Origin of the sequence: Flavobacterium sp. Leaf82, from assembly GCF_001422725.1 — a bacterium.
GTDB lineage: Bacteria > Bacteroidota > Bacteroidia > Flavobacteriales > Flavobacteriaceae > Flavobacterium.
Window position 1 is genome coordinate 563,438 of the sequence record NZ_LMMA01000032.1, and the last position, 26,432, is coordinate 589,869.

The 26,432-nt window shown below is 33.6% G+C and carries 22 protein-coding genes; 17 read left to right on the forward strand and 5 right to left on the reverse strand.

Annotated features, from left to right (window positions below; all coding sequences use genetic code 11):
• Positions 1-33: 33 nt before the first annotated feature.
• The 4 genes from ASF10_RS16980 (at position 34) to ASF10_RS16995 (ending at position 3,910) form a co-directional block, all read left to right on the forward strand.
• Positions 34-708, forward strand: a complete 675-nt coding sequence (locus tag ASF10_RS16980) for a response regulator transcription factor (RefSeq protein WP_056252236.1) — start codon at positions 34-36, stop codon at positions 706-708.
• 1 nt (position 709) lies between these two features.
• A complete protein-coding gene (locus tag ASF10_RS16985) occupies positions 710-2,113 on the forward strand; it encodes a sensor histidine kinase (protein WP_056251505.1) in 1,404 nt (467 codons plus the stop codon).
• A 77-nt stretch (positions 2,114-2,190) separates the two neighbouring features.
• Positions 2,191-2,913 (forward strand): hypothetical protein, encoded by a 723-nt coding sequence (locus tag ASF10_RS16990; protein WP_056251509.1) that lies wholly within the window; start codon positions 2,191-2,193, stop codon positions 2,911-2,913.
• A gap of 49 nt (positions 2,914-2,962) precedes the next feature.
• Positions 2,963-3,910 carry a bestrophin family protein gene (locus ASF10_RS16995; protein ID WP_056251512.1) on the forward strand — a complete coding sequence of 316 codons (948 nt, stop codon included), beginning with the start codon at positions 2,963-2,965 and terminating at the stop codon, positions 3,908-3,910.
• Positions 3,911-4,275: 365 nt separating this feature from the next.
• Here the strand turns inward: ASF10_RS16995 and ASF10_RS17000 are convergent, their stop codons facing one another.
• Positions 4,276-5,694: a PLP-dependent aminotransferase family protein gene (locus tag ASF10_RS17000; protein ID WP_056251515.1), complete on the reverse strand. Its 1,419-nt coding sequence runs from the start codon at positions 5,692-5,694 to the stop codon at positions 4,276-4,278.
• Between the two features lie 101 nt (positions 5,695-5,795).
• On the opposite strand from ASF10_RS17000, the gene ASF10_RS17005 reads away from it, so the two are divergent.
• The gene (locus ASF10_RS17005; protein ID WP_056251519.1) at positions 5,796-6,719 is read left to right on the forward strand and encodes an EamA family transporter; all 924 of its coding nucleotides are present in this window, start codon (positions 5,796-5,798) and stop codon (positions 6,717-6,719) included.
• A 450-nt stretch (positions 6,720-7,169) separates the two neighbouring features.
• Positions 7,170-9,431, forward strand: coding sequence for an acyl-CoA dehydrogenase (locus ASF10_RS17010; RefSeq protein ID WP_056251523.1), 2,262 nt, complete (start codon positions 7,170-7,172; stop codon positions 9,429-9,431).
• Positions 9,432-9,793: 362 nt separating this feature from the next.
• On the opposite strand, the gene ASF10_RS17015 is transcribed toward ASF10_RS17010, so the two are convergent.
• Positions 9,794-10,138: a 5-carboxymethyl-2-hydroxymuconate Delta-isomerase gene (locus ASF10_RS17015; RefSeq protein ID WP_056251526.1), complete on the reverse strand. Its 345-nt coding sequence runs from the start codon at positions 10,136-10,138 to the stop codon at positions 9,794-9,796.
• A gap of 276 nt (positions 10,139-10,414) precedes the next feature.
• On the opposite strand from ASF10_RS17015, the gene ASF10_RS17020 reads away from it, so the two are divergent.
• The 3 genes from ASF10_RS17020 to ASF10_RS17030 all read left to right on the forward strand — a co-directional run bounded on the left by ASF10_RS17020 (position 10,415) and on the right by ASF10_RS17030 (position 15,886).
• Positions 10,415-12,058, forward strand: a complete 1,644-nt coding sequence (locus ASF10_RS17020) for a DUF6377 domain-containing protein (RefSeq protein ID WP_056251529.1) — start codon at positions 10,415-10,417, stop codon at positions 12,056-12,058.
• Positions 12,059-12,269: 211 nt separating this feature from the next.
• Positions 12,270-14,486, forward strand: a complete 2,217-nt coding sequence (locus ASF10_RS17025; RefSeq protein WP_056251532.1) for a glycoside hydrolase family 3 C-terminal domain-containing protein — start codon at positions 12,270-12,272, stop codon at positions 14,484-14,486.
• 257 nt (positions 14,487-14,743) lie between these two features.
• Entirely contained in the window at positions 14,744-15,886 is a 1,143-nt protein-coding gene (locus tag ASF10_RS17030) for an acyltransferase family protein (RefSeq protein WP_056251533.1), read from the forward strand.
• 144 nt (positions 15,887-16,030) lie between these two features.
• Here ASF10_RS17030 and ASF10_RS17035 read toward each other — a convergent pair whose 3' ends face one another.
• Entirely contained in the window at positions 16,031-17,137 is a 1,107-nt protein-coding gene (locus ASF10_RS17035) for an NADH:flavin oxidoreductase (protein ID WP_056251536.1), read from the reverse strand.
• A gap of 6 nt (positions 17,138-17,143) precedes the next feature.
• Positions 17,144-17,446, reverse strand: coding sequence for an ArsR/SmtB family transcription factor (locus ASF10_RS17040; protein ID WP_055097872.1), 303 nt, complete (start codon positions 17,444-17,446; stop codon positions 17,144-17,146).
• Positions 17,447-17,728: 282 nt separating this feature from the next.
• Here ASF10_RS17040 and ASF10_RS17045 point away from each other — a divergent pair, with 282 nt between their 5' ends.
• The 3 genes from ASF10_RS17045 to ASF10_RS17055 all read left to right on the forward strand — a co-directional run bounded on the left by ASF10_RS17045 (position 17,729) and on the right by ASF10_RS17055 (position 19,204).
• On the forward strand, positions 17,729-18,223 hold the full coding sequence (locus tag ASF10_RS17045; protein WP_056251540.1) for a TlpA family protein disulfide reductase: 495 nt from the start codon (positions 17,729-17,731) through the stop codon (positions 18,221-18,223).
• Between the two features lie 74 nt (positions 18,224-18,297).
• Positions 18,298-18,702 carry a lysozyme inhibitor LprI family protein gene (locus ASF10_RS17050; protein ID WP_056251542.1) on the forward strand — a complete coding sequence of 135 codons (405 nt, stop codon included), beginning with the start codon at positions 18,298-18,300 and terminating at the stop codon, positions 18,700-18,702.
• A gap of 22 nt (positions 18,703-18,724) precedes the next feature.
• Positions 18,725-19,204: a hypothetical protein gene (locus ASF10_RS17055; RefSeq protein WP_056251545.1), complete on the forward strand. Its 480-nt coding sequence runs from the start codon at positions 18,725-18,727 to the stop codon at positions 19,202-19,204.
• Positions 19,205-19,291: 87 nt separating this feature from the next.
• On the opposite strand, the gene ASF10_RS17060 is transcribed toward ASF10_RS17055, so the two are convergent.
• Positions 19,292-19,681, reverse strand: a complete 390-nt coding sequence (locus ASF10_RS17060) for a hypothetical protein (protein ID WP_056251548.1) — start codon at positions 19,679-19,681, stop codon at positions 19,292-19,294.
• 223 nt (positions 19,682-19,904) lie between these two features.
• On the opposite strand from ASF10_RS17060, the gene galA reads away from it, so the two are divergent.
• The 5 genes from galA to ASF10_RS17085 all read left to right on the forward strand — a co-directional run bounded on the left by galA (position 19,905) and on the right by ASF10_RS17085 (position 26,365).
• Entirely contained in the window at positions 19,905-22,736 is a 2,832-nt protein-coding gene (gene galA, locus ASF10_RS17065) for a beta-galactosidase GalA (RefSeq protein ID WP_056251550.1), read from the forward strand.
• Positions 22,737-23,285: 549 nt separating this feature from the next.
• Positions 23,286-24,158: a helix-turn-helix domain-containing protein gene (locus tag ASF10_RS17070; RefSeq protein WP_056251553.1), complete on the forward strand. Its 873-nt coding sequence runs from the start codon at positions 23,286-23,288 to the stop codon at positions 24,156-24,158.
• A gap of 281 nt (positions 24,159-24,439) precedes the next feature.
• Positions 24,440-24,763 (forward strand): cupin domain-containing protein, encoded by a 324-nt coding sequence (locus tag ASF10_RS17075; RefSeq protein WP_241774973.1) that lies wholly within the window; start codon positions 24,440-24,442, stop codon positions 24,761-24,763.
• A gap of 96 nt (positions 24,764-24,859) precedes the next feature.
• Complete coding sequence (locus ASF10_RS17080; protein WP_056251557.1) at positions 24,860-25,264, forward strand: cupin domain-containing protein; 405 nt, start codon at positions 24,860-24,862, stop codon at positions 25,262-25,264.
• A gap of 228 nt (positions 25,265-25,492) precedes the next feature.
• Positions 25,493-26,365, forward strand: a complete 873-nt coding sequence (locus ASF10_RS17085; RefSeq protein WP_056251560.1) for an AraC family transcriptional regulator — start codon at positions 25,493-25,495, stop codon at positions 26,363-26,365.
• Positions 26,366-26,432 lie beyond the last annotated feature (67 nt).

Below are 26,432 nucleotides of genomic sequence, written 5' to 3' on the forward strand. Positions count from 1 at the left end.
ATCCTTATTTTTGTTATTCATACATTTATCAAAATGAAATTACTTATAGTCGAAGACGAACCAAATCTTTTATCGATTTTACGCAAAGGATTTGCTGAAAACAACAACGAAGTTAGTGTCGCTATGGATGGTACAACAGCCTTAGAAATGCTTCATAACTATAATTTTGATGTTGTGATCTTAGACGTAATGTTACCGGATATTAACGGAATTGAAATTTGCAGAAGATTGCGTGCCAACAAGAATTTTATTCCTGTTTTGTTGTTGACAGCTCTGGGAACTTCAGAAAATATAGTAACCGGACTTAATGCCGGCGCAGATGATTATCTGGTTAAACCTTTTAAATTTGGAGAACTTGATGCAAGAGTCAACGCTTTAAACCGTAGAGCACATCAGGAAACCGAAAGAATCGATAGTATAATAGTGGGCGATTTAGAAGTTAATGCAAGAGCCAAAACAGTAAAAAGAAATGGCGAATCTATAATTTTAACCGCAAAGGAATTTAAACTGCTCTATTATTTAGCCAAGAACACCGGACGAATTGTTTCTCGTGATCAGATTTTAGACAATGTATGGGATATTAATTTTGATATGAACACAAATGTTGTAGATGTTTATATTACATATTTAAGAAAAAAAATAGATAAACCTTTTGCAACCAAACTTATTCATACCATGAAAGGTTTAGGTTATGTCATAAAGCCATAAAATGGATATAAGAAAAAAAATTACTTTTACTTATGTAGCTCTTTCTACGTTTAGTACATTATTATTGTGTGTTATCGTTTTTGTCCTGTTTCGTGAAAATAACAGATATCACTTCTTAAAACGATTAGAAGACAGAGCTAAAATCGTAGCATCTATCCATTTTCAAAACGATCCTGAAAAAAGCAGGTATTACAGCGAGTTAAAAAAAAATGGACTTGAAGAACTTATCGAAGAAGAAGAGTTTGTTCTTAAAATAAACAGCGCCAACAGTTTTGATTACAATACAAATTTAAATTTACCAAACGAGTTTTATACCAATGTATTAAGAACCGGAGAAGATTATTTTGAAGTAAACAGCAAATATTATTTAGGTCAGGTTTTTAATGAAAACAATCAAAAATACATTGTAATAGTTGGAGCAAGAGACCGCAGAGGAAAAACAACCACCATTTTTATTGCAAAAATTTTAATTTTTGGAGGTATAGCCTTTATACTTTTGGCTTTCTTTCTAGGAAGATTTTTGGCAAAAAGAGTCATTAATCCCGTAGCAAGAATTACCAGAGAAGTAAATAGAATTAGTGCATCAAATCTTCATAACAGATTACCCGAAGTAAAAAATTCAGATGAAATTTCAGATCTTACTGAGACATTTAATGATATGCTGGATCGTTTGGAAACCTCATTTGAAATTCAGGCTAATTTTATAAACAATGCTTCACACGAATTAAAAACACCAATAACAACAATTATAGCCGAGTCTGAAATTATGCTTTTGAAAGAAAGAGAAGTTTCAGAATATGTTCAGTCTTTAGAGAACATATACAATCAGGCTTCAAAATTAGGAAACTTAACCGAAAGTTTACTAAAGTTGACACAAACCGGTTACGACGGCAAAAAACAAGTATTGGATATTGCCAGAATAGACGAACTGTTAATGGATGTAAAATCTGATCTTGATAAAATTTATCCAGACAACCGTGTGAGTATGAAATTTAATTTTGCTCCAAAAGATTCTAATCTGTTACTAATACCCTGCAATAAACCTCTGTTAGAGTTAGCAATTAATAATATTGTTACAAACGGTGTAAAATATTCTGATAACAATGAAGTGTTTGTAACACTTTCTGCAAATCAGGAAATGATTAAAATCGCTATTAACGATATAGGTATTGGTATTCCGCCAGAAGATATTCCGCATTTGTATGAACCTTTCTTTAGAGGAAAAATAGCAACAAAATATATTGGTTATGGTTTAGGACTTCCTTTGGCTTCAAAAATTATACGAATGCATGACGGAGAAATACAGGTTCAGTCAGAGCAAAACAAAGGAACTATTGTGACTATTGTTTTCAATAAATCGAAAATAAAGAAAAGCAACATTAAAAAATCTAATGTTGAATCTTAGAAACTTCTAATTTTATATTAAGACCCTTCTAATATTGGTAGAGTTATTTTGTATGTATAAACTAAACGATTATACATATGAAAAATTTCCTAATCCCTACCACTTTAAAAGATGATACTATTTGTGCTGTAAAATCAGCAATTAGTCAATCAAAATCATCAGGTTGTGAAATCATTTTAATGATGGTTTCTGATGCTCCAGATACTTTTTCATCGTCAGGTTATTTACGCGAAATGCGTACCGGACTTACTGCAAGTCAGGAAATTGTACTTGATACCTGTCGTTATATTATAGATCATACTCCAAACTGCAAAATAAAAGTACACAATCAATACGGAGTTTCTTCCCCAATTTTTAAACGTATTATAGATGTTTTCTCTGTAAAATTAATGATTCTTACCAATTCATATAAACAGGAAACAAAAAGAATTCATCAATATGTAGTACAATTGGCGGGAAATCAAAAATGTCCAATATTACATTTGGGTTCAGAGCAATATAAAGAAGATTTTAATAAAGCACTTTATATAGAAAATGCAAACGGTAATATGCATGTAAAAGATGTACAGCAATTTTTGAGTGCCAATTTTTCATTCGAAATTGTAAGTCAGACTTCCAGTTTTGAAGATAACAACGAAAATTTTGCACCTCATTTATCAGAAGCTATTTCGAAATATGATATCGATTTGCTGGTAGAAACCCGCAAAGGCGAAAAAATCAAATTCAAGAAAAAGAAAACAGAAAACCTAAACGACAAATTAGGACTTCCGGTTCTGTCACTTTACGAAGAAATGGCATAAAGCCAAATGTTGCTAAAACACACACAAGTTTAATTTTAAACCGAAAAATATGTTATTAAAGAAAAGAATACCAATGAAGTACGTTCTCGGGAAAATTAAAGTAGAAATTACACTAGTATTGGCATACACCATACTATTTGAAGTTTTTCACAATTATTTCATCAATCTTCCTGTAGATATTCCAATTGCAATACCAACGATGATTGGAACAATTATATCCTTATTATTAGCTTTTAAGTCCAATCAGGCTTATGACAGATGGTGGGAAGCACGAATTGTCTGGGGCGCAATTGTTAATGATTCCAGAACACTGATCAGGCAAGTTTTGACATTTTATAAAGATCCTGATTTTTCTGTAGAAGCAAATGAATTCAAAGAAAATTTTGCAAAAAGGCAAATTGCATGGTGCTACAGTTTAGGACAATCCCTACGAAATAAAGATGCCCTAAAACCACTTGAGGGTTTGATCAGCGAAGAAGAAATGCGTTTTGTAAAAAATCATCAAAACATACCTAATGCTATTTTATTACTGCACGGAAGAGATCTGCGAAATGCTAAAAACGACAAACGTATTAATATGTACCAACAAGTAGAAATTGACAATACATTATCGAGATTGTGCGATGAAATGGGTAAATGTGAGCGTATTAAAAACACGATCTTCCCAACAACTTACAGTATGTACATTCGATTAACATTGTGTTTGTTTATTTTGTTATTGCCTTTTGGATTAATTAGTGTGCTTAGTTGGTTTGCGATTCCGTTAATTACCGCGATTGCAGCAGCTTTTTTCCTGATCGAAAGAATGGCAATTCACTTGCAGGATCCATTCGAAAACAGAGCCACAGATACACCCGTGACGGCTATTGCCAATACGATTGAAAAGAACATCACGCAAATGCTGAACGAATACCAAACCGAATTTGATATCATCAATGAATTCCATCTTCAGCCTGAGCCTAAAAAAGCGGAAAACAACGCTTACTTTGTTTTATAATTTAATTAAATTGATTTTGGTTTCTCAATTTGTTAGCTGGACAACGCTTTTCATGCCGTTGTCCGGCTTTTTTTATGCCTATATGTTAGCTTATAGGCATTAATATTTATATAGTTTGTCATCCTGACGGAGGAAGGATCACACCAGGAACTCCACAATTAAAATCGCCAATCTTTGTAGAATCCCGCGTGTGATCCTTCGTTCCTCAGGACGACAAGATTTGGGGTAGCTGCAATGAGTAAAATAAAAAATCCGCGAATATCCGTGTTTTCGCGAAGCGAATCCGTGTCATCCGCGTGCCATGACAAAGATTGTCGAGTTCCGTATCTGATCGTCAGGATGACAAGATTACGAAAGATTTAAAACTATCGATGAAGTAATCTTCCTAATATTTGTATTGAATTCCTCAATTCATTTGTCCACGGCAAACCAAAGCTCAGTCGCATACAATTTGAAAATTGATCCTGAAAAGAGAAAATTCTTCCCGGTGCAATACTAATATTATGCTGCATCGCCAAATGATAAAAAGCTGCAGTATCAACACTTTTATCCAGTTCTATCCAAAGAAAAAAACCACCTTGAGGCTGACTCACTTTTGTGCCTTTTGGAAAAGATTCCAAAACAGTATTAATATAATTATTACAGTTATGATTCAAAATCTGACGTATCTTTCTTAGATGATTCTCATAACGTCCGTTTTTAAGAAAATCTCCCACAACTTCATGCGTTATAGTAGGAGAGGAGAGCGAATGGTAAATTTTATTTCGCAGAATTTGTTTTTTAAATTTCCCCGGCGAAACCCATCCTACACGATAACCCGGAGCCAATGTTTTTGATACAGAACTGCAGCAAAGCACAATTCCGCTTTCGTCGTAAGTCTTACAATTTGTTGGTCGGCTTGAGCCAAAGTACAAATCGCCGTGAATATCATCTTCGATCAGCGGAATATTGTAGAACTCCATCAACTTAACCACTTCAATTTTATGTTCAGCCGGCATCATACTTCCTGACGGATTACTAAAATTACTCATCAACAGACAAAGTTTTACTTTTTTAGACGACAGTGCTTTTTTCAACGCTTCCAGTTCAATTCCCGTTGTGATATTCGTAGGCAATTCCATGATATACAATCCCAATGATTTTGCCAGTTGCAAGATGCCAAAATAAGCAGGACTTTCCGTAATAATAGTATCGCCGGGTTGCGTCAGCGTCATCAAACAATGCGATATGGCACTTGTACATCCCGGCATTGTAATAATATCTTCTTCTGTCAGCGAACCTCCCCAGGTAAACGACCATCGGGCAATTTCCCGTCTTAAATTAGGGTTTCCTTTTACCTGCTCGTAACTCGTTCCGCTATTGGGTAATTGACGCATTGCCTGAACCATTCCCTTATTTAATTTCGCAATAGGAAGAAGCTCATTTGACGGAAATCCCAGCGAAAGCATCGTAATATTAGGATCTGTCATATTACCATAAACCTGATCGATTAAATCCTCGCGATCAATATTGGCGCATTTTAAAATTGGACTGCTTGGCGAAGGCTCAGGAATTGTTCTGGCCGAAGTATTGCTTACATAATAACCGGATTGCGGTCTGGATTCAATTAATGATCTGCTTTCTATTTCATAATATGCTTTACTTACCGTACTCATGCTATAACCTGTTTCGGCGCAGACCTCCCTTATCGATGGCAATTTGTCGCCAACGTTGAGAACGCCGGATTTTATTTGTTTTTCGATTCGGTCAGCAAATTGAAGATATAAGTAATTTGAATTTTTCATAAAAAAAAAACTGTTATGGTGCAATTTACAAAAACTGTATCTGTATTGCTGTTTTATTTTTTAGAAATTTGCTTTAATAAGAAAACTAAACAACACATTTCGTGAAAACAACAAAATACTACTTCGCCGCTATTACCTGTTTTGTAATCTGGGGATTTTTCAGTTTGGTTTTAAGACCAATACACGATTATCCTTCCTTAGATATTTTATTCTATCGCGTATTTAGCTGTAGTATTTTAATGTTGCTTATTGCTTTTACATTCAAAAGAAAAAGAATGAAAGAAGCAGTAGAAACCTTTAAGTCAATGTCGGCTTTTGAGAAACGCAAAACAGTTTTATTGAATATTGGCGGAAGTGTTTTTCTAATGGCAAACTGGTTTACATTTATTTATGTAATGAACCACGTAAGCGTAAAAGCAACTTCTCTGGCATATTTGGTCTGTCCAATTTTGACCACTTTACTGGCTTATTTTATTTTGCACGAAAAACTAAGCAAAACCCAATGGATGGCAGTAGGATTAAGCATTTCAGGATGTTTACTTTTATCTTACGCCAATATTATGGACATGTTTTTTAGTATCATTATAGGTTTTACATACGCCTCTTATTTAGTAAGTCAGCGTGTTAACAAAGGTTTTGATAAATTTATAATCCTAACATTTCATATTTCGCTCGCAGCTTTGTTTTTATTGCCTTTTTATCCGGCTTACAGCGGTACAATTCCAACAGAATTTAAGTTTTATTTCTGTATCGAAACAATTGCGATTTTATTTACCATATTTCCATTATTTCTTAATTTATATGCCCTTTCAGGAATTAATTCATCAACGGTAGGAATGCTTTTAAACATTAACCCAATGATCGCTTTTCTTCTGGCAATGTTTCTTTATAAAGAGCAATTTGGACTTATACAGATCGTTGCATACGGAATAGTCTTTCTGGCAGTTTTGGTATTCAACTCACATCATATTTTTGCTATCAAGCAAAAGTTCGCCACAATATCCAAAGATTCTAAAACAACGTGAGGTTTTTATTTTTTTATTGGTTTGAAATATTAATTACCCGAATCTTACCAGGATATTTAAAACAGGAATGAAAATACTCATTCCTGTTTTTTTTATTATAAAGTTTTTTGCCACGAATTACACGAATTTCCGCTAATTTTTTCTTCAATTCAGTTATCAATTCAAGAACAATTTTAATTCGTGAAAATTCGTGTAATTCGTGGCAAACCTTTTTTCTATTCCCTAACAATTTTAATTAAATTACCACAATCTTAACAGGATATCTAAGCAGGAATCACTATTTTCATTCCTGCTTTTTTATGGAATAAAAAGCATGAAAAGAAATGTCACAGATTGTATGGATTAATTTCTGCTTCTTAGGAAAAAAATTAGTGGTAATTAGTAGAATTCGTAGCTAAAAAAAGCATTTAATCTTTGGCAAAAAACAATACAAACCGAATAACTATTTATATGAAAAATACCAAACTTCAAGCCTTTACTCCTTTATTTTATTTAGTGTGGTCTGATGATTTGTTGACTCAGAAAGAGTTTACAACTATTCAGAAATTTATCAATGACCTAACTTGGCTTTCGCCCGAAGAAAAACAAGAATTAGTGTCCAGATTAGACATCTCAAATCCGCCTTCGCGAAATGAACTCACACAATGGAAACTGGATATTGAAAAAAGCATTCAGAATAAAACAGATATAAAATCGATTTTTGATATTGCAGTTGCACTTTCAGAAAAAGACGTGGATATTTCGACCTTAGAATCCAATTTTATAAAACTTGAAAATGATCTTGGAATTTTAGGAGAAGAAGCACTTCAGAATTTCAAAACAAAAGCGAATTCTTTTACGGCAAATTCACAAACCAATTCAGATTTTGATATTCAAAAAATAACCAAAATTCTAAATGGCAAAGAAGCTGCTATTATCAATAAAGTAAAATCAGTTATTTCCAGACCTGAATTTGCTTATGAAACTTCTACAGATATCAATGTATATCGCCAAACGGTATATAGCTGGTGTAAAATCCTGGCCGAAGAAAATCTGGGAAACATGGCATATCCAAAACAATATGGCGGTGGAGAAAACATAGCCGATTATTTTGCGATTATGGAAACCCTAAGTTATCACGATTTGAGTCTGGTGATAAAATTTGGCGTTCAGTTTGGACTTTGGGGAATGAGCGTTCAATCGTTAGGAACAGATAAACATTATGCCAAATACCTGAAAGATATTGGAACTTTAAAAATTCCGGGTTGTTTTGCAATGACAGAAACGCATCATGGTTCAAACGTAAAAGGACTGGAAACAACAGCAACTTACAATCATAACGATCAAACGTTTACAATTCATACACCAAACAAAAATGCTCAAAAAGAATATATTGGTAACGCAGCAGTTCACGGACAAATGGCGACTGTTTTTGCAAAGCTTGTTATTGATGGTCATGATTATGGCGTAAATGCATTTGTGGTTCCGTTAAGAGATACAAACGGAAATACGTTAAACGGAATTACCATTGGTGATTGCGGACACAAAATGGGTTTAAACGGTGTAGATAACGGAACAATTAGCTTTGAAAATGTTGTGATTCCAAAAGAAAATATGCTCGATCGTTTTGCTTCCGTAAATGACAAAGGCGAATTCGAAAGCCCGATCCCGAGTGATAACAGACGCTTTTTTATCATGTTAGGAACCTTGGTAGGAGGACGAATCGGGATTCCGCGTTCAGCATTGGCTGCAGCCAAATCCGGATTAACAATTGCCATTCGATATAGCGATCAACGCAGACAATTTGGACCAGAAGGAGGTTCTGAAGTTCCGATTTTAAATTACAGAATGCACCAACGCAGGTTGATTCCGCCATTGGCAAAAACCTACGCTGTACATTTTGCTTTGCAATACTTAACAAATCGCTTCCTGAATAAAACCGAAGCAGAAATGCAGGAAATCGAAGCTCTGGCAGCAGGAATGAAATCCTATTCGACGTGGAGTACAAGGGATATTCTACAGGAATGCCGCGAAGCGTGTGGCGGAAAAGGATATTTGTCTGAAAATCGAATCGACGCTTTAAAAAATGATACCGAAATCTACACCACTTTTGAAGGTGATAATACTGTTTTGATGCAATTGGTAGCTAAAAACCGTTTATCAGAGTTCAGAAAATCGTTTGGAGAAATGGGATCTCTCGGAATTATTAATTATGTATACGAAAATGCCAAAACAGCCATCACAGAAAAAAATCCAATCGCAACGCGTAAAACTGATGATGAACATTTATTAGATAATGAGTTTCATTTGCAGGCTTTTATTCATAGAGAAAAGACAATTCTTGCTTCTGCCGCACGACGTATCAAAAAATTGGTCGATGGTGGTTTAGAACCATATGATGCCTTTAATGTTGTGCAACACCAAATGATCGATGTCGCTCAGGCATATTTAGAAAGAGTGGTTCTGGAGCAATTTCAATTAGCAATAAAAGAAATAGAAGATGTTCAATCAAAAGAAATATTGACAAAACTGAATCATTTATATGCGCTTTCGCAAATAGAGAAAAACAAAGCCTGGTATCTTGAAGATGGATATATGGAAGCTGTAAAAACCAAAGCAATCCGTAAAATGGTCAACCAGCTTTGTTGGGATATTCGTCCTGATGCGGTTTCGCTGGTAAATGCTTTTGATATTCCGGAGAGTTGTCTGTCGGCGCCAATTGCGGTTAGATAAAGGTTTAGCTTTATGCTTTTTTAGCCACGAATTCACGAATTTTTTCTTGAACTATTATTGAGAATTATTCGTGAATTCGTAGCTATTTTTTTTAGGAGCTAATCCCGCTCCAGAAGCCTCGGGACGTTCCAATCTTTTGGCTCTCGATCGGGATCGCCACAAAAGGATTTCCACTTCCATCAGGGCTAGGGTAACCATTTTCAGAACAATATTTTCGTATAGATTGTCGTCTCCGGAGATGATATTTATGGAGATATTTTCAAAAAAAATCTTTTTTAATCCTCTTAATCTGTTGCAAAAAAATAATCGTTTGTAATAACAAAGAAGCTTTTGTTATTATTTATTTTATATCATAAAGTATTTTAAATCATTGTTTTATTAAAATAACTTGCCTTTTCAAAGTCTTTAATATTAATAGAAATCACAGGAACTTCTGGAAGGATTTTATTTAGCGTTGTTACAATAGCTTTCGATAATTGGGCTTTTTGATCCGTATTTCTCCCTTCCATAATGTATCCAAAAACGTGAATGAAATCGTCTAAGGAATTTCCGTTATTATAATAGGAAAACGGATTAATGCGAACCTTAATTTCAGATTCAGTAAAAAGATCCGTTGATGCTGCAGCATTAAAAACTTCCTGCATAATATCGTCTGCAGATTTTAAACGAATTACATTTTCAGAACAATCAATTATAAAGTGAGGCATTTGTATGTAGTTGAGGTTTATAAAAAGTACAATCAAATTTACGAAAAACAAGTATCAAAACAGCTTTAATACACAGCAACTGAGATTTATTTTTTAAAATAAAAAATGCACTTTTAAAAAAGTGAAATGTATTTTTATAGATGAAAAATTATGCTTCTATGATGTTTAATTTTATTTTTTGCGTGTTACAAAAAACAAAATTTACGACTTACTAAATAATTCAGTTTTGTTTGTACACTTTCTTATATTTGTAAGTCTCATTATATTTTAATTGGTTTGAAAAATTATCCGTTGTTTTTGCTGTTCGTTCTTTTAAGTATTCCTGTTTATTCATCAGACAGTACTGATACTATTTTGGCAAAGTTAAACGACGCTCTAAAAAATAAAGGGCATTATGTTCGCCTGAAGGAAGAACGAATTTTGAATTTCAAAAAAATCAAGTCAGATGATTTGACAAAGGAACAAGAATACAATTACAACAAAACATTATATACAGAATATCAAAAATTCAATTCAGATTCGGCTATATTTTACGTAAAAAAGAACCTTAAAATTGCTGCCAAACTTGATAATAAGGAATTGCAAAACCTGGCAAATTTACAATTGGTAACTCTTTATTCTTCTTCAGGAAAATACCGTGAATCTGAAGCACTTTTAAAAAGTATCGATAAAAATACCCTTTCAAAAGCGTTGCTTCAAAATTATTATGTTGCCTATAGAGAATTCTTCGAGCATTATGCCGCCAATAGTTACGACATAAAATACATTCATCAGATAAGACAATATCGCGATTCATTATTGTCTGTTTTAGATAAAGGTACATTACTTTACCGCATTACAAAAATTCAGCAAGTAATGTCTCAAAAAAAATTCGACATTGCAGAGAAGCAGTTGTTACATATATTTAATAATATTAAAGAAGACAATTCGCAATATGCCATGATTACCTATCTTTTGGGCAGTATTTATGAGGCAACACATCAATTAGAATCAAGGAAAAAATATTATGCACTTTCGGCTACTTCAGATATAAGAAACGCAAATAAGGACAATGCCTCTTTGCAGGAACTGGCACTTGTTTTTTATAAGATTGGCGATGTTGATATGGCATATAAGCTAACACAATCAGCAATCGAAGATGCCCTTTATTGCAATGTACAATTTAGGACTTTATTAATGTCTGAGGTTTATTCGATCATTAATACGGTTTATCTGGAGAGAGAAGCACAACGAAAAACCGAATTACAGTTGTATCTTTTATGCATTAGTTTACTTTCGGCATTTTTGATTGTTGCGATCATTTACGTCTACAAGCAAATGAAAAAAGTATCCAGAATACGTGGAGAATTGTATGAAACAAGCCAAAAACTGGCAGAATTAAATAAAGATATCACAGAAACTAATAATCAGCTTCAGGAACGTAATGCACAGTTATCAGAATCAAATCATATTAAAGAAGAGTATATAGCGCATTTTTTCAGCCTTTGTTCGACTTACATCAATAAACTCGAAAATTACCGTATTATTTTAAATAAAAAAGCAACGGCAAAACAGTTTGATGAGATTTACAAAATGCTAAAATCTACGACATTGGTCGATAACGAACTGGAAGAATTGTACAAGAATTTTGATATTATATTTCTGAATTTATATCCCACTTTCGTCAAAGATTTCAATGCACTTTTAATTAAGGAAGAACAGATAGTTCTAAAACAGGGAGAATTGCTGAATACTGAATTACGAATTTTTGCCTTAATTCGTTTAGGAATTACTGACAGCGTAAAAATTGCGGCCTTCCTTCGGTACTCTTTAAGTACGATTTATAATTACAGGACCAGAGCTCGAAATAAAGCCGCAGTTTCTCGAAATGATTTCGAAGAAATGGTCATTAAAATAGGCTTGATCTCTATAAAAGTCTAAATATTTATTTTAAATCCACTACTTTTTTTGCTGTTTATTTTTATTTAAAAATTTGATTATCAGTATTTTGATTTTTTATTTCACTACTTTTTTTCGTTTAAAAATTCAAGACTAACTATAACGTTTTAGCTTTACAATATTATTAGAAGGTATATATGACATTATAGTGCCTTTTAGATTTTAAATTAAATGCTTTAATAAATTAATAGTTATGTTTAAAAACGTTAAAACAATTCTTGTTTTACTTTTGTTGAGCTCGATTGGTGTAAATGCACAGAGCAAAGTTCCGGTTTATCTGGACGATAAAAAACCAATAGATGAGCGTGTAGAAGATGCTCTTAAAAGAATGACAACAGAAGAAAAAATTGCGATAATTCACGCGCAATCTAAATTTAGTTCTCCTGGTGTAAAACGTCTTGGAATTCCGGAAAACTGGATGACTGACGGACCACACGGAATTCGTACTGAAGTTAAATGGGATGAATGGGATCAGGCAGGCTGGACAAACGATTCTTGTATCGCATTTCCGGCTCTTACAGCACTTTCTGCAACCTGGAACAAAGAATTATCTTCTTTATATGGTAAATCAATTGGAGAAGAAGCACGTTACCGTAACAAAAATGTATTATTAGGACCCGGAGTTAATATCTACAGAACCCCATTAAACGGTCGTAATTTCGAATATATGGGCGAAGATCCTTTCTTAGCCGCTAAAATGGTTGTTCCTTATATAAAAGGAGTTCAGTCTAATGGAGTTGCTGCCTGTGTTAAGCACTTTGCCTTAAACAATCAGGAAACAAACCGTAACTCTGTAAATGTAATTGTTGATGATCGTGCTTTGTACGAAATTTATCTTCCAGCTTTTAAAGCAGCCGTTCAGGAAGGTGATGCGTGGGCAATTATGGGATCTTACAATAAATATAAAGGACAGCAATGTTGCCATAACGAATTTTTACTTAATGATATTCTTCGCGGAGAATGGGGTTTCAAAGGTGTTGTAGTTTCAGATTGGGGAGGAGTTAACGATACTAAACAAGCGATTCATAATGGTCTTGATATGGAATTTGGTTCCTGGACAAACGGACTTTCATGGGGAACAAGTAATGCATATGATAATTATTTCTTAGCAAAACCTTATTCTGAAATGATTAGAAAAGGAGAAGTTGGAACGAAAGAATTAGACGAAAAAGTACGTCGTGTTTTACGCTTGGCTTTTTTAACTACAATGGATAGAAACAGACCTTTTGGATCTTTTGGTACAGAAGAACACGCAAAAGCAGGTTTGAAAATTGCTGAAGAAGGAATTGTATTGCTTCAAAACAACAATAATATTTTGCCAATTAATCTTTCTAAAACAAAGAAAATCGCTGTTATTGGAGAGAATGCCATCAAAATGATGACTGTAGGCGGAGGAAGTTCTTCGCTTAAAGCAAGATATGAAATTACGCCTCTTGAAGGATTAAAGAAAAGAATTGGTAATCAGGCTGAAATCGTTTATGCCCGTGGTTATGTTGGAGATCCAACAAGTAATTATAACGGAGTTATTGCGAAAGTAAGTTTAGAAGAAAAACGTTCTCCGGCTGAATTGACTGCAGAAGCTCTTCAAGTAGCCAAAGATGCAGATATTGTAATTTTTATTGGAGGTTTGAACAAAAGCGAAAATCAGGATGACGAAGGACATGACCGTAAACAACTAGGTTTGCCATATGGTCAGGATAAATTAATTACAGATTTAGTTAAAGTAAATAAAAATGTAGTTTTTGTAAATATTTCAGGAAATGCTGTGGCAATGCCGTGGGTAAAAGAAGTTCCGGGAATATTACAAGGATGGTTTTTAGGTACAGAAGCAGGAAATGCTTTAGCAAACGTTTTGGTTGGAGATGTAAATCCTTCGGGAAAATTAACGTTTACTTTTCCTGTAAAATTAGCAGATAACGGAGCACATGCTTTAGGAGAATTTCCTGGTGGAGACGAGGTAAAATATAACGAAAGCATCTTTGTAGGATACCGTTGGACAGACAAACAAAAAGTAAAACCGTTGTTTTCTTTTGGTCACGGATTAAGCTACACGACTTTTGAATATGGAAAAGTAACAGCTGACAAAAAACAAATTGCTTCCGGAGATCAAATTACATTTTCTGTTAAAGTAAAAAATACAGGATCAAGAGAAGGTTCTGAGATTGTTCAGCTTTATATCAGCGATCTAAAATCTTCATTGCCACGTCCGGTAAAAGAATTAAAAGGATTTGATAAAGTTTCGCTTAAAGCAGGAGAAGAAAAAACAGTGACTTTTACAATAGACAAAACAGCATTAAGCTTTTTTGATGATAAAAAACACGACTGGGTTGCTGAACCGGGTGCTTTTGAAGCAATCGTTGGAGCATCTTCTACAGATATAAAATCTAAAGTAAGTTTCTCACTTCAATAATTTCATTATTTCTAAATTGGTTGGTTGTAAAGCTGCAATTGTAAAAAATTGCGGCTTTGCTTTTAACATTCAAATATAAAAATAAATTTTACCATTAAAAGATTAAGACAATTAATCCGGTTTTGATTAAACTTTTTAATGACGGTGTTTTAGATACTTTATGCTTAAATCATTACATATAAAAATTGTCTAAAAAATACTACTTTAGCTTACGCCAAAAAAATAAACCTAACCTTTAACCACCAAAAAATATTTTTATGAGTTCACCTTCTATTGATATTAAACCAAAAAAACATTATGAAATTCTGGACGGATTACGTGGAGTAGCCGCAATTTTAGTAGTTATTTTTCACATATTTGAAGCACATAACGGAGGAAGCCGATTTGCACAGATTATCAATCACGGGTATCTTGCTGTAGATTTCTTTTTTCTTTTATCAGGATTTGTAGTTGCTTATGCTTACGATGATCGCTGGGGGAAAATGTCTCAATGGGAATTTTACAAACGACGCTTAATTCGTTTACAGCCCATGGTTATTATGGGAATGATCGTTGGCGCAATTTTTTACTATTTTCAGGCTTCGGGTATATTTCCGCAAATTGCCGGAATGGAAGTTTGGAAAGTTATTTTAACAATGGTTATTGGTTTTACTTTGCTCCCAATTCCACCATCATTAGAAATTAGAGGCTGGGGCGAAATGCATCCGCTTAACGGACCTGCGTGGTCATTGTTTTTTGAATATATTGCCAACATTTTGTACGCTTTATTCTTCCGTAAATTTTCGAATAAAGTTCTTGGAATCTTTGTTTTCATTTTTGCGTTAATGTTAATCAATTATACAGTTTATGGACCAAAAGGCGACGTTATTGGCGGATGGTCTTTAAATCTTGAACAATTGAATGTTGGTTTTACCCGTTTATTATATCCGTTTTTTGCCGGAGTTTTACTTTCCAGATTAGGAAAATTAATTCATATAAAAGGCGCTTTCTGGGTTTGCAGCATTTTGATTATTGTTATTTTTTCGATACCAAGAATTGGTGGTGAAAACAGCTTGTGGATGAATGGTTTGTATGAGTCTTTCAGTATCATTATATTGTTTCCTATAATCGTTGCGATTGGTGCAGGAGGAGAGATAAAAAATGCACTTTCGATTAAAATATGTAAAGCACTGGGAGATATTTCATACCCAATTTATATTACACATTATCCGCTAATTTATTGGTATACGGCTTGGGTTATCGATAATAAAGTATCGCTAAAAGAGGGTTACCTTACTGGAATCGGAGTTTTAATTGCCAGTATTTCTATTGCTTTTTTATGTTTGAAATTCTACGATGAACCTGTACGCAATTGGCTTCAGAATAAATTTCAAAAAAGAAAATCGGTTACAATAGAATAATGAAATTGAATTTCTAATTTGTTAGTTATTAGCTATTAAAAAAAAAGGGATGAAACATTATTTGTTTCATCCCTTTTATATTTAGTTCAATAAGGAAACCTTTGTTCCTCTAAACCTTAGCGTCTTTGTACCTTTAAAAAAAACTTATTCTAAAACCAAAGCCCCTAAAGCTTCTTTACTGAATCCTTTTAACTCATCAGTTTTTCCGGCTTTAATTTTTGCAACCCAATTCGGGTCAGATAAAAGAGGTCTTCCTACAGCAACCAAATCAAAATCGCCTCTGTCGAAACGTCTGTTTAATTCCTCTAAAGAAGTTGGTTGAGAACTTTCTCCGGCAAATGCACCAAAGAAATCTCCGGATAAACCAACAGAACCTACAGTAATAGTTGGCGCTCCCGTAACTTTTTTAGCCCATCCTGCAAAGTTCAAATCAGATCCTTCAAATTCAGGTTCCCAGAATCTACGTTGAGAACAATGCAAAATATCTACTCCTGCATCAACAAGAGGAGTAAGCCAAGCTTCTAATTCTTGCGGATTATGTGCTAGTTTATAGTTATAATCAGAAGGTTTAAATTGAGAAAAACGCATAATCACAGCGAAATCATTACCTACTTGTTTTCTAATTTCTTTTACAACTTCAATAGCAAAACGATTACGTTCCGGTAACGTTTTCCCGCCGTATATATCTTCACGTAAATTAGTTTCGGCTCTAAAGAACTGATCGATTAAATAACCGTGAGCTCCGTGAATTTCGATAGTATCAAAACCTAGTTTTTTAGCATCAGCGGCAGCTTTACCAAAAGCAAGAATCGTGTCTTCTATATCTTTTTCAGTCATTGAAACTCCGTTTCTAAAATCCGGACGGTTTAATCCTGATGGTCCTTCAAAAGGAACCGGCGGTACCCATCCTGAATGGTGATTATCCATGATTCCCATATGCCAGATTTGTGGTCCCATTGAACCTCCGGCAGCGTGAACTTCATTGATTACTTTTTTCCATCCGTTTAATGCTGCTTCGCCATAAAAATGCGGCACATTTGCGTCGTTTGATGATGAAGCTCTGTCAATAACAGTTCCTTCAGATAATATTAATCCAACTTCGCCTTCAGCTCTTTTTTCATAGTAAGAAGCTACTTCATCAGTTGGAACTCCGTTTGGAGAAAATGAACGCGTCATAGGCGCCATTACGATTCGGTTTTTAAGATTTAACGTTTTTAAGTTAAATGGCGAAAACAGGTTGTTTGTACTCATAGTAATTTACAAATTAGATTGAATTAAGTTACTGAGTGCTTCAAAGGCACCTTCGTTACGTTTATAGTAAGTCCATTGTCCAACACGCTTAGATTCTATAAATCCTGCGCGTTGTAAAATAGAGAGATATTCAGAAACAGTTGATTGCGTCAAACCAGCCTTAGCTTGAATTTGTCCAACGCAAACCCCGTGCTCAAATCCTGCATGCTGGAGTTGATCCGGAAAATTGATTTCAGGTTCTTTTAACCATTCCAGCATTTGCAATCTGGATTTGTTAGAGAGTGCCTTAAAGATTTCTATTGGTTCCATGGCGCAAATATATCGACTTTTCCCGATATACCAATCTAAAGAAAAATATTTAGCAAAAAATTAAGATAGAGGAGATATATTTATTTGAGAAGTATATATATTTGTTTGCTACTAATATCGCAAGTTCAGACACAATATTGTCATTTCGACGAAGGAGAAATCTTCGAAGAAACTCCGTAAAGAAAAGTCAAACTTTGTGTATTTTCGAGACAATTCAATCTAATTTGAAAATAAAATTAAAACCAAATAGCCTCAATTTATCTAAATAAACTTAATCAAACTATGAAAAAAACTTTACTTATTTTAGGATTTTTATGTTGTGTAATCACAAGCACAAAAGCACAGGTTGTAGGAACTGATATTGGTGATATTGCTCCTGAAATTGATCTTCCGGATACAAAAGGAAATAACGTTGTACTTTCTTCATTAAGAGGAGAAATTGTTTTGGTTGACTTTTGGGCTTCCTGGTGCGGACCGTGTATTAAAGAACAACCGGAATTAATAAAATTATACAATACTTACGCAGGTAAATTTTCGATCTACAGTGTTTCTATGGATACAAAAAAGCCACTTTGGTTAGCTGCAATCGCAAAGCAAAAACTTCCGTGGACACAAGTAAGTGATTTAAAATACTGGCAATCTCCGGTTATTGGCGATTACATGCTTCAATCTGTACCATTAAACTTTTTAATTGACAAAAACGGAATTATTCTGGCAAAAAATATTCACGGAAATGCATTAAATGAAATGCTTAAAAGTTTGTTGCCGGCACAGTAAAATTTGAAACTTATAAAACTTTGATTATATTGCTATTGTGAAACTAAACCGTCAATAATAAAATTCAATTAATCATGATAAAAAAGTCGCTGCTATTATTTGTTCTCTTCTTTTCATTTTATTGTAATGCACAGACCATAGAAACAATTAATAAATTAAAAAATACTTATCATCATTGCTTAGACAGCGGAAGCGGCATGAAAGATTGTTCGATTGGGTATTATAATCAATCAGATAGTTTACTGAATGTTTCATACAAGAATTTAAAATTAAAATTGAGTTCTAAAGAGCAATCAAAGCTAAAAAAAGAACAATTAGACTGGTTAAAAAAACGTGATTTGTATTTTGAAAAAGTATATTCAGACACTAAAAAAGAAGGTCATTTTATAGAAGGAAGCAGCGATTTTGATATGGTAGTTTTTGATGAAAAAGCAAATTATGTTTTTGCGAGAGTCAAAGAACTTATAAAAAGAATATAGTTTGCCCGAAATAATTACTTAAATGGAATCAAAGCTCAGTTTATCTGAATTTCGTAGAAGATTAGAAAACAATACAGAAATTGGTTCTCTAAAAGTAAACTTAAGTCTCTTTAGAATATTTCCCCGTTATGGAGAGACAAAGCCTTTTTATGGACTTTTTGATGAAAAAAGTTTTAGATTAACTATCAACTCAAGAACATCGCCAACTTATTTTATTATAAGAGGAAACTACAAGAATATCAATAATATAGTTAAAGTAAGTTATATCGTTGAGCCCAACAGTAAATTTCAGTTAGTCTGGACACGATTTTCTCCCGTAGTATTTCTGATCGCAATTAATGTATTCTTTCTTTTTTTTGGAAGAGGACTTAGAAGAGCAACAACAATTGTTAGTTTGTTTCTGCTTATTATCATTTTCTATTCGAGATGGAAAGAGGAAAGAAAAAGGAAAAAATTAGAACAAAAATTCATAAGGATTTTTGAAATTAAAAGAGACTTATAAGTATTTAGACCAGCTTTTTCAAAGTTGAAACTTTGAAAAAGCTAACCTGAAACCTGAAACCTGAAACCTGAAACAAAAAAACTAATGTTAATTTAATCTTTCTTCGTGATTTCTTACACCTCCAAAACTATTCTTTAATAATTCTCTAACCTGAAATTGTGTTTTGTTTCGGGTGATATTATTCCATTCCTTAAAATCAAAAATATGTATTTCTTTTGCATTCGGATTTGTAACAAACGAAAGCCTTGCAATCGAATACTTATAATATTTTAATTCGTGCGATATATGTCTATTGGGTACGACAACAAGTATGGTTTCCCATTTTAAGAAATCTGCAGCCGGTGGAATATCTTCTCTTTCTGTTAAGCCAAGTGATTCAAAAAAAGCAATTATTTTTTGATCATTTAGTTTGTCAATTTTTTGATCAATGCGCTTAATAGTGTTAAGAAGTGTGTTTTCGTCTTTAATAACACTCATGTGATTGTACTTTTTAGTTGAATTAAAGATTAAAATTACATTAAAACAGAATAAATTCAGAAACTATAGCCCGTAGAATGATTCTAAATTTTTACCCACTAATTTTTAATGATACTTAGAAAAGTTTATTCGATCATATTTTGATAAAATACTATTATTTTAATCAGGCTAAAAACAATATTTTTATCGTTACTTGCTAACCATTTTTGCTAACCACATTATTATGAAAATTATTTCTACCAAAGAAATACTGTTGTATTTTACTTTTTTGCTATCTATCACCTTATTTGCCCAAAATAAATCAGATCGGGAATTGATTTTAATCGATAAAGACTGGCGTTTTTCGCTTGGTCATTTGTATGATACCCAAAAAGATTTTGGTCATGCCGAAGGTTACTTTTCCTATTTAGCAAAAACCGGTTTTGGTGATGGTCCTGCAGCGCCGGGATTTGATGATCGCGCCTGGAGAAAACTAGATCTTCCGCACGATTGGGCCGTAGAACAATCTTTTAGCGAAAAGGCAAGTTTTAGTCACGGATTTAAAACAGCCGGAAAAGGTTTTCCTGAAAAAAGTATTGGCTGGTACCGAAAAAAAATCACAATTGCGCAAAGCGATCAGGGAAAAATCATTTCATTAAAATTTGATGGAGTTTTTAGAAATTCGAAAGTGTTTTTTAATGGTCATTTCCTCGGAACAGAAGAAAGCGGTTATAATGGTTTTGAATATGATGTTACGGCATATGTAAATTATGGCGGAGAAAATACGATCGTTGTTCGCGCAGATGCTTCGATGGAAGAAGGTTGGTTTTATGAAGGCGCAGGGATTTACAGACATGTTTATCTCCAGAAAACAAATCCGTTATATGTGATACAAAACGGAACCTATGTAACTTCTGAAATTAAAAATGATACAGCAGAAGTTACTGCTGAAGTTACAATAGAAAATAAAGGAAATTATAAAGGAAATATTGAAATAGTACAAACCATTTTTGATGCTTCGGGAAAAGATATTTCGAATACTGTAGAAAATGCAGCAGCACCGGATTTCTATAAAACAGCAAAATACACCTCAAAAATTAAAGTAAGAAATCCATTATTATGGGATCTTGATACTCCAAATTTATACCGTTTGCTTACTGAGATAAAACAAGAAGGCAAAGTTATAGACAGTTATGAAACTAATTTCGGGATAAGAACGATTAAGTTTGATCCGGAAAATGGTTTTTTCCTTAACGGAAAATCGGTTAAACTAAAAGGCACAAACAATCATCAGGATCATGCCGGAATAGGAACAGCTCTGCCTGATGAATTGCAATATTACCGTATAAAAAAACTCAAGGAAATGGGATCGAATGCGTATCGTTGTTCTCATAATCCGCCAACTCCTGAATTGCTTGATGCGTGCGATAAGTTGGGAATGCTGGTTATTGACGAAACCCGTTTAATGGGAATTAACGATTATCATCTCAATGATTTAAAGCGCTTAATCGAACGTGATCGCAATCATCCCAGTATATTTTGCTGGTCTGTAGGAAATGAAGAATGGAATATCGAAGGCGGAATCGTGGGTGAACGCATTACCAATATAATGCAGGGATTTAGTAAAAGCATAGATCCTACGCGACCTGTAACGGTTGGAATTAGCAGTGGTTTTAAAAGCGGAATATCTTCTGTTGTAGAAATTATGGGCTATAATTATATAGGTAATGGCGATATCGACGCGCATAGAAATGAATTTAAAAATCAACCCGGAATGGGCACAGAAGAAGGTTCTACTTTTGCAACACGAGGGATTTATTTTACAGATGATGCCAAACATTATCAAAGTGCTTATGACAAAAAGCCTAGACCAACTTTTTATAGTATCGAAGAAGGCTGGAAATTTTATGCATCACGTCCGTATCTGGCAGGAATGTTTATCTGGACCGGTTTTGATTATCGCGGAGAACCAACACCTTATGGCTGGCCATCTGTAACGTCTTATTTTGGAATGATGGATGTTTGCGGTTTTCCAAAAGACAATGTTTTTTATTTAAAATCATGGTGGAAAAACGAACCTGTTTTACATCTTCTGCCACATTGGAACTGGAGTGGGATGGAAGGGAAAGAAATTGATGTCTGGGCTTATTCTAATTGTGATGAAGTAGAACTTTTCCTGAATAAAAAGAGTTTAGGCAAAAAGAAAATGGAACAATACGGGCATTTAGAATGGAAGGTAAAGTACGAACCCGGAACTCTGGAAGCAATTGGATACAAAAACGGAAAAAAAATCCTGACCGAAGTTCAAAAAACAACCGGAAATCCTGAAACGATAAAGTTATCCTTAGATCAGGAAAGTCCTTCAAAAGCTACTGTTTCTGTAATAACTGTTGAGGTTATGGATAAAAATGGTTTGCATGTTTCTACAGCAAATAATGAAATTACATTTTCTATAAAAGGCGGAAAGATTTTAGGGGTAGGAAATGGCGATCCAACATCATTAGAAAAAGATCAGTTTCTGGATGATATTAATCTTGTTCCCATTACTAATTTCGAAGAAAAAAAGAATGTATCGGGTGACAATGCAAATCAATCTGCTTTGAATGATGAAAAAGATTGGAAAGAAGCTTTTAAAGACCGAGATTATAAAAATCAGGCGTCGGCATATATTTATAGAGGAAGATTTGAGTTGAAGAATAACCTGCAATCTAATATTGTAGATTTCTTTTATAAAAAAATTGGTGCAAACGAGTCCGTTTTTGTCAACGGAAATTTAATTAATGCAAGTACAGATGATCCTCAAAAATACCATCTTGATAAAGCTGTTTTAAAAGAAGGAACCAACGTTATTAGTATAAGAGCTTCGCCTTTGCAAAAAATAAAAGATTGGGACGTTATGAATACAGATCCCGGAATTATCAGGATAATTACACCATCGCAACCCTGGAAACGTAAACTTTTTAATGGTTACGCACAGATTATTATTCAGAAAGGTGAAAACGAAAACGCAGCCGAAGTAATTTTATCGGCTTCCGCCAAAGGATTACGCGCGGGAAATAGCTTAAAGTTGAATTAAAGTTTTGAGGATAAAATTTTACCGCGAAGTGCGTAAAAAATTTACCGCAAAGTGCGCAAAGATTTTATAATAGATTGTGCTTAAAAACGCAAAGAACGCAAAGCTTTGAGGATAGAAATTTTACCGCAAAGTGCGCAAAAAATTTACCGCAAAGAGCGCAAAGATTTTATAATAGATTGTGCTTAAAAACACAAAGAACACAAAGCTTTGAGGATAAGAAATTTACCGCAAAGTGCGCAAAAAATTTACCGCAAAGAGCGCAAAGATTTTATAATAGATTGTGCTTAAAACGCAAAGAACGCAAAGCTTTGTGGATAAAAAATTACTGCAAAGTGTAATTTATATAAATTATATTAAAAACTATAGTCATCATAAAGCTTTGCGCTCTTTGTGTTTTTTTAAACCTTACATAATAAAATCTTTGCGCTCTTTGCGGTAAAATTCCAGATTCCAGATTCCAACTTTCTCACTTCAAACCTGAAACCTGAAACCTGAAACTTCGAACCAAAAAAAATCCTAAAACTTATTTGATTTTCATAACTTTGCATTATGAAGGATCAATTAGAATTTCAGGCATCGGAACTTGGTTTAAACGATTTAAAACTAAAAGGTTTTAAAGTATATGAGGTAAATGGTGATGTTAGTAAAATCCCAACATACAATCGCAGGGATTTTTATAAGATTTGTATAAATACCAGCGAGAGTCTGATTCATTACGCAGACAGAGGTATAGAAACCAACGGAACTATATTATTTTTTGGAAATCCTCATATTCCATATTCGTGGGAAATTATTTCTCCGGTTTACGAAGGATATGCCTGTGTTTTTACCGAAGAATTCCTAAAAGTAAACGACCGTTCTGAAAGTCTTCACGAATCGCCTTTGTTTAAAATTGGCGGAACACCTATTTTTTCGTTATCACCTGAACAAAAAGTCTTTATCGATTCTTTATTTAAGAAAATGATAGAAGAACAAGACACTGATTATGTCTTTAAAGATGATTTAATACGCAATTATATCAATCTTATTTTACATGAATCAATGAAAATGCAGCCTTCAGAGAATTTCTTTAAACACAAAAATGCTTCATCCAGAATTACATCGTTGTTTTTAGAATTATTAGAAAGACAATTTCCTATTGAGACAAAAAACGAACCTTTGGCATTAAAAACTCCGCAGGATTATGCGCAAAGTCTTGCTGTACATGTCAATCACCTCAATCGCTCCGTAAAAGAAATAACAGGAAAATCAACAACTGCACATATTACCGAAAGGATTATTGGCGAAGCAAAAGCATTGTTGCAACACACAGACTGGAGTATTTCTGACATTGGTTATTCCCTTGGATTTGAATATCCAAGCTATTTTAATAATTACTTTAAAAGACTAACCGGAACGATTCCGAAATCGTTAAGAATGTAAATTGTTTCATATTCTTAATTTTTTGTTTGATTATTGTTATTTCTGATTGTCATTGCTAAAGTAATTTTGCCCTGAAATAATTAGTATTAACCACCTATCGGTTTTTTGCTGACTAAATATAACTTCTATAAAGCGCATTCCAGCTTTCAAATTTAGTTTCCGGCACTGATACATAAAAACAAATAATTATAAAAGCAACTCAAAATCAATTACAAGACACCATTTTTCCTCAAGGAGATTTAGCATCTGCAGATTATTTTACAGGAAAAGCATGGGTAAAAATGCTGGTTCCTAACGATCCTGTTTTAAATACAGCCGTTGGTAATGTCGTTTTCGAGGCTGGGGCAAGAAACAATTGGCACACACATCCCGGAGGACAAATCCTGATCGTAACACAAGGAACCGGATATTATCAGGAAGAAGGAAAACCAATTCAGTTGCTTAACGAAGGCGATGTGGTAAACATTCAGCCAGAACTAAAACATTGGCACGGAGCTTCTCTTGATAGCGAATTTACTCATATCGCAATAAGTACAAATACTGAAAAAGGTATTGTAGACTGGCTTGAACCAGTAACAGACGAACAATACAATAGCATTAAATAATTAAGGTAAAGGTGTTGTTTGTCGATCTGATAAATAAGTAACGGCTTTTTATTGGATCATTTTAAATAAAAAATCAATCTCAAAAAATAAATTTTTATGTCAACACTTTATACTTCTGTTATTGAAGAGGGAAAAATCCCGAACACCTATATGACTGGCGATGTTTCGTATAAAAAACAAACCAGCAACATTCATCCCGATAATACGGTTATTAAAGAAGTTTCTTTTGAGCCGGGTTCAAGATGCAAATGGCACGTTAATCCCACTTTACAATTATTTATCGCAATAGACGGAATTGGCTATTTTCAGGAAAAAGGCTCGTCGATACGATTACTTCATAAAGATGAGGTTGTAACCATTTTACCAGGCGTAGAACACTGGTATGGCGCAACACCGTTTAGTAGATTTTCACATATTTCAATCATTACAGAAATTGATAAAGGAACCGGAATTTGGCTGGAAAGCGTAACGGATGAAGAATATAATAATTTTGGAAAATAGCTTTAAAAGGTTCTAAGGCTCTGAGTGACTAAGTTGCTCAGTTTTTAAAACTTTGTCTTTGTGATTTAAAACAAGCTCCAAAATAAAGGACAAAAAAGGTTTGGCTTTCAATAAAAGTCAAACCTTTTTTGTTTTGAAAGTTATTCTAATTAGAAAAAAAGAATGGGTTTCAAACTTTATAAATTTTAATTCTATAATTTTGAAATTGAATAATCAACAACACTTGTTTTGGACAAACAATCGATTCCTGTTTTATCTGTTGGCAATATACTTGGAGAAGAAACTTTGGGTATTACTTTATTTCGCCATAGCGTAAAAGGGAGAAACGAATTCGAACAGCCACATAAACATGATTTTTATATGGTGTTTTTTGTCGAAAAAGGTTCAGGAGTTCATAATGTCGATTTTACACAATATAATGTAGCGGATTATCAGGTTTATTTCATCCGTCCGGGTCAAGTGCATAACTGGTCACTTGATGTTGATACAACCGGTTTTCAGCTGATGCTTTCAACAGAAGTAGTTACTGTTTTTTCGAATCTGGGACAATTTCCTTTTTTTGGACAAAATGTTCCGTCTTGTCTTTCTTTGACTAAAAAGGAATTTCTGGAATTTAGAAATCATTTACATGAAATAGAAATAGTCCTTGCTGATACTGATATCCTTATTAAAGAAATCGTTTTACTGCGTTTGCACTTACTTCTAAAACTATTGCAAAAGGATTATTTAGTACAATTTCCGGAGCATGATTCTTCTACTAAACCCGAAAAGATAATTAAAAACTTTACTGCCTTTATCGATGAATATTTTAACCACGAATCTTCGGTAAATTTCTATGCTGATAAATTAAATATTACACCAAATTATCTTAATATCCTTTCCCAGAAATATTTAAAAATGCCCGCTGGCGATGTCATCAAAGAAAGAACTATTCTCGAAGCAAAAAGATTGCTAACCAGTACCGATTTATCTATAAAAGAAATCGCCTATCAACTTGGTTTTAATGATAATGGCTATTTTACAAAAGTATTTAAAAAATACGCCGGTAAAACTCCGGGTGATTTTAAAGAAAGTTATAATTTTTACCATCCTTATCCGTAATATTACTATTATAGGTTTTAGTTTATAAACGATTTTTGCAATGCAATAAATACTGTAATACTATTAA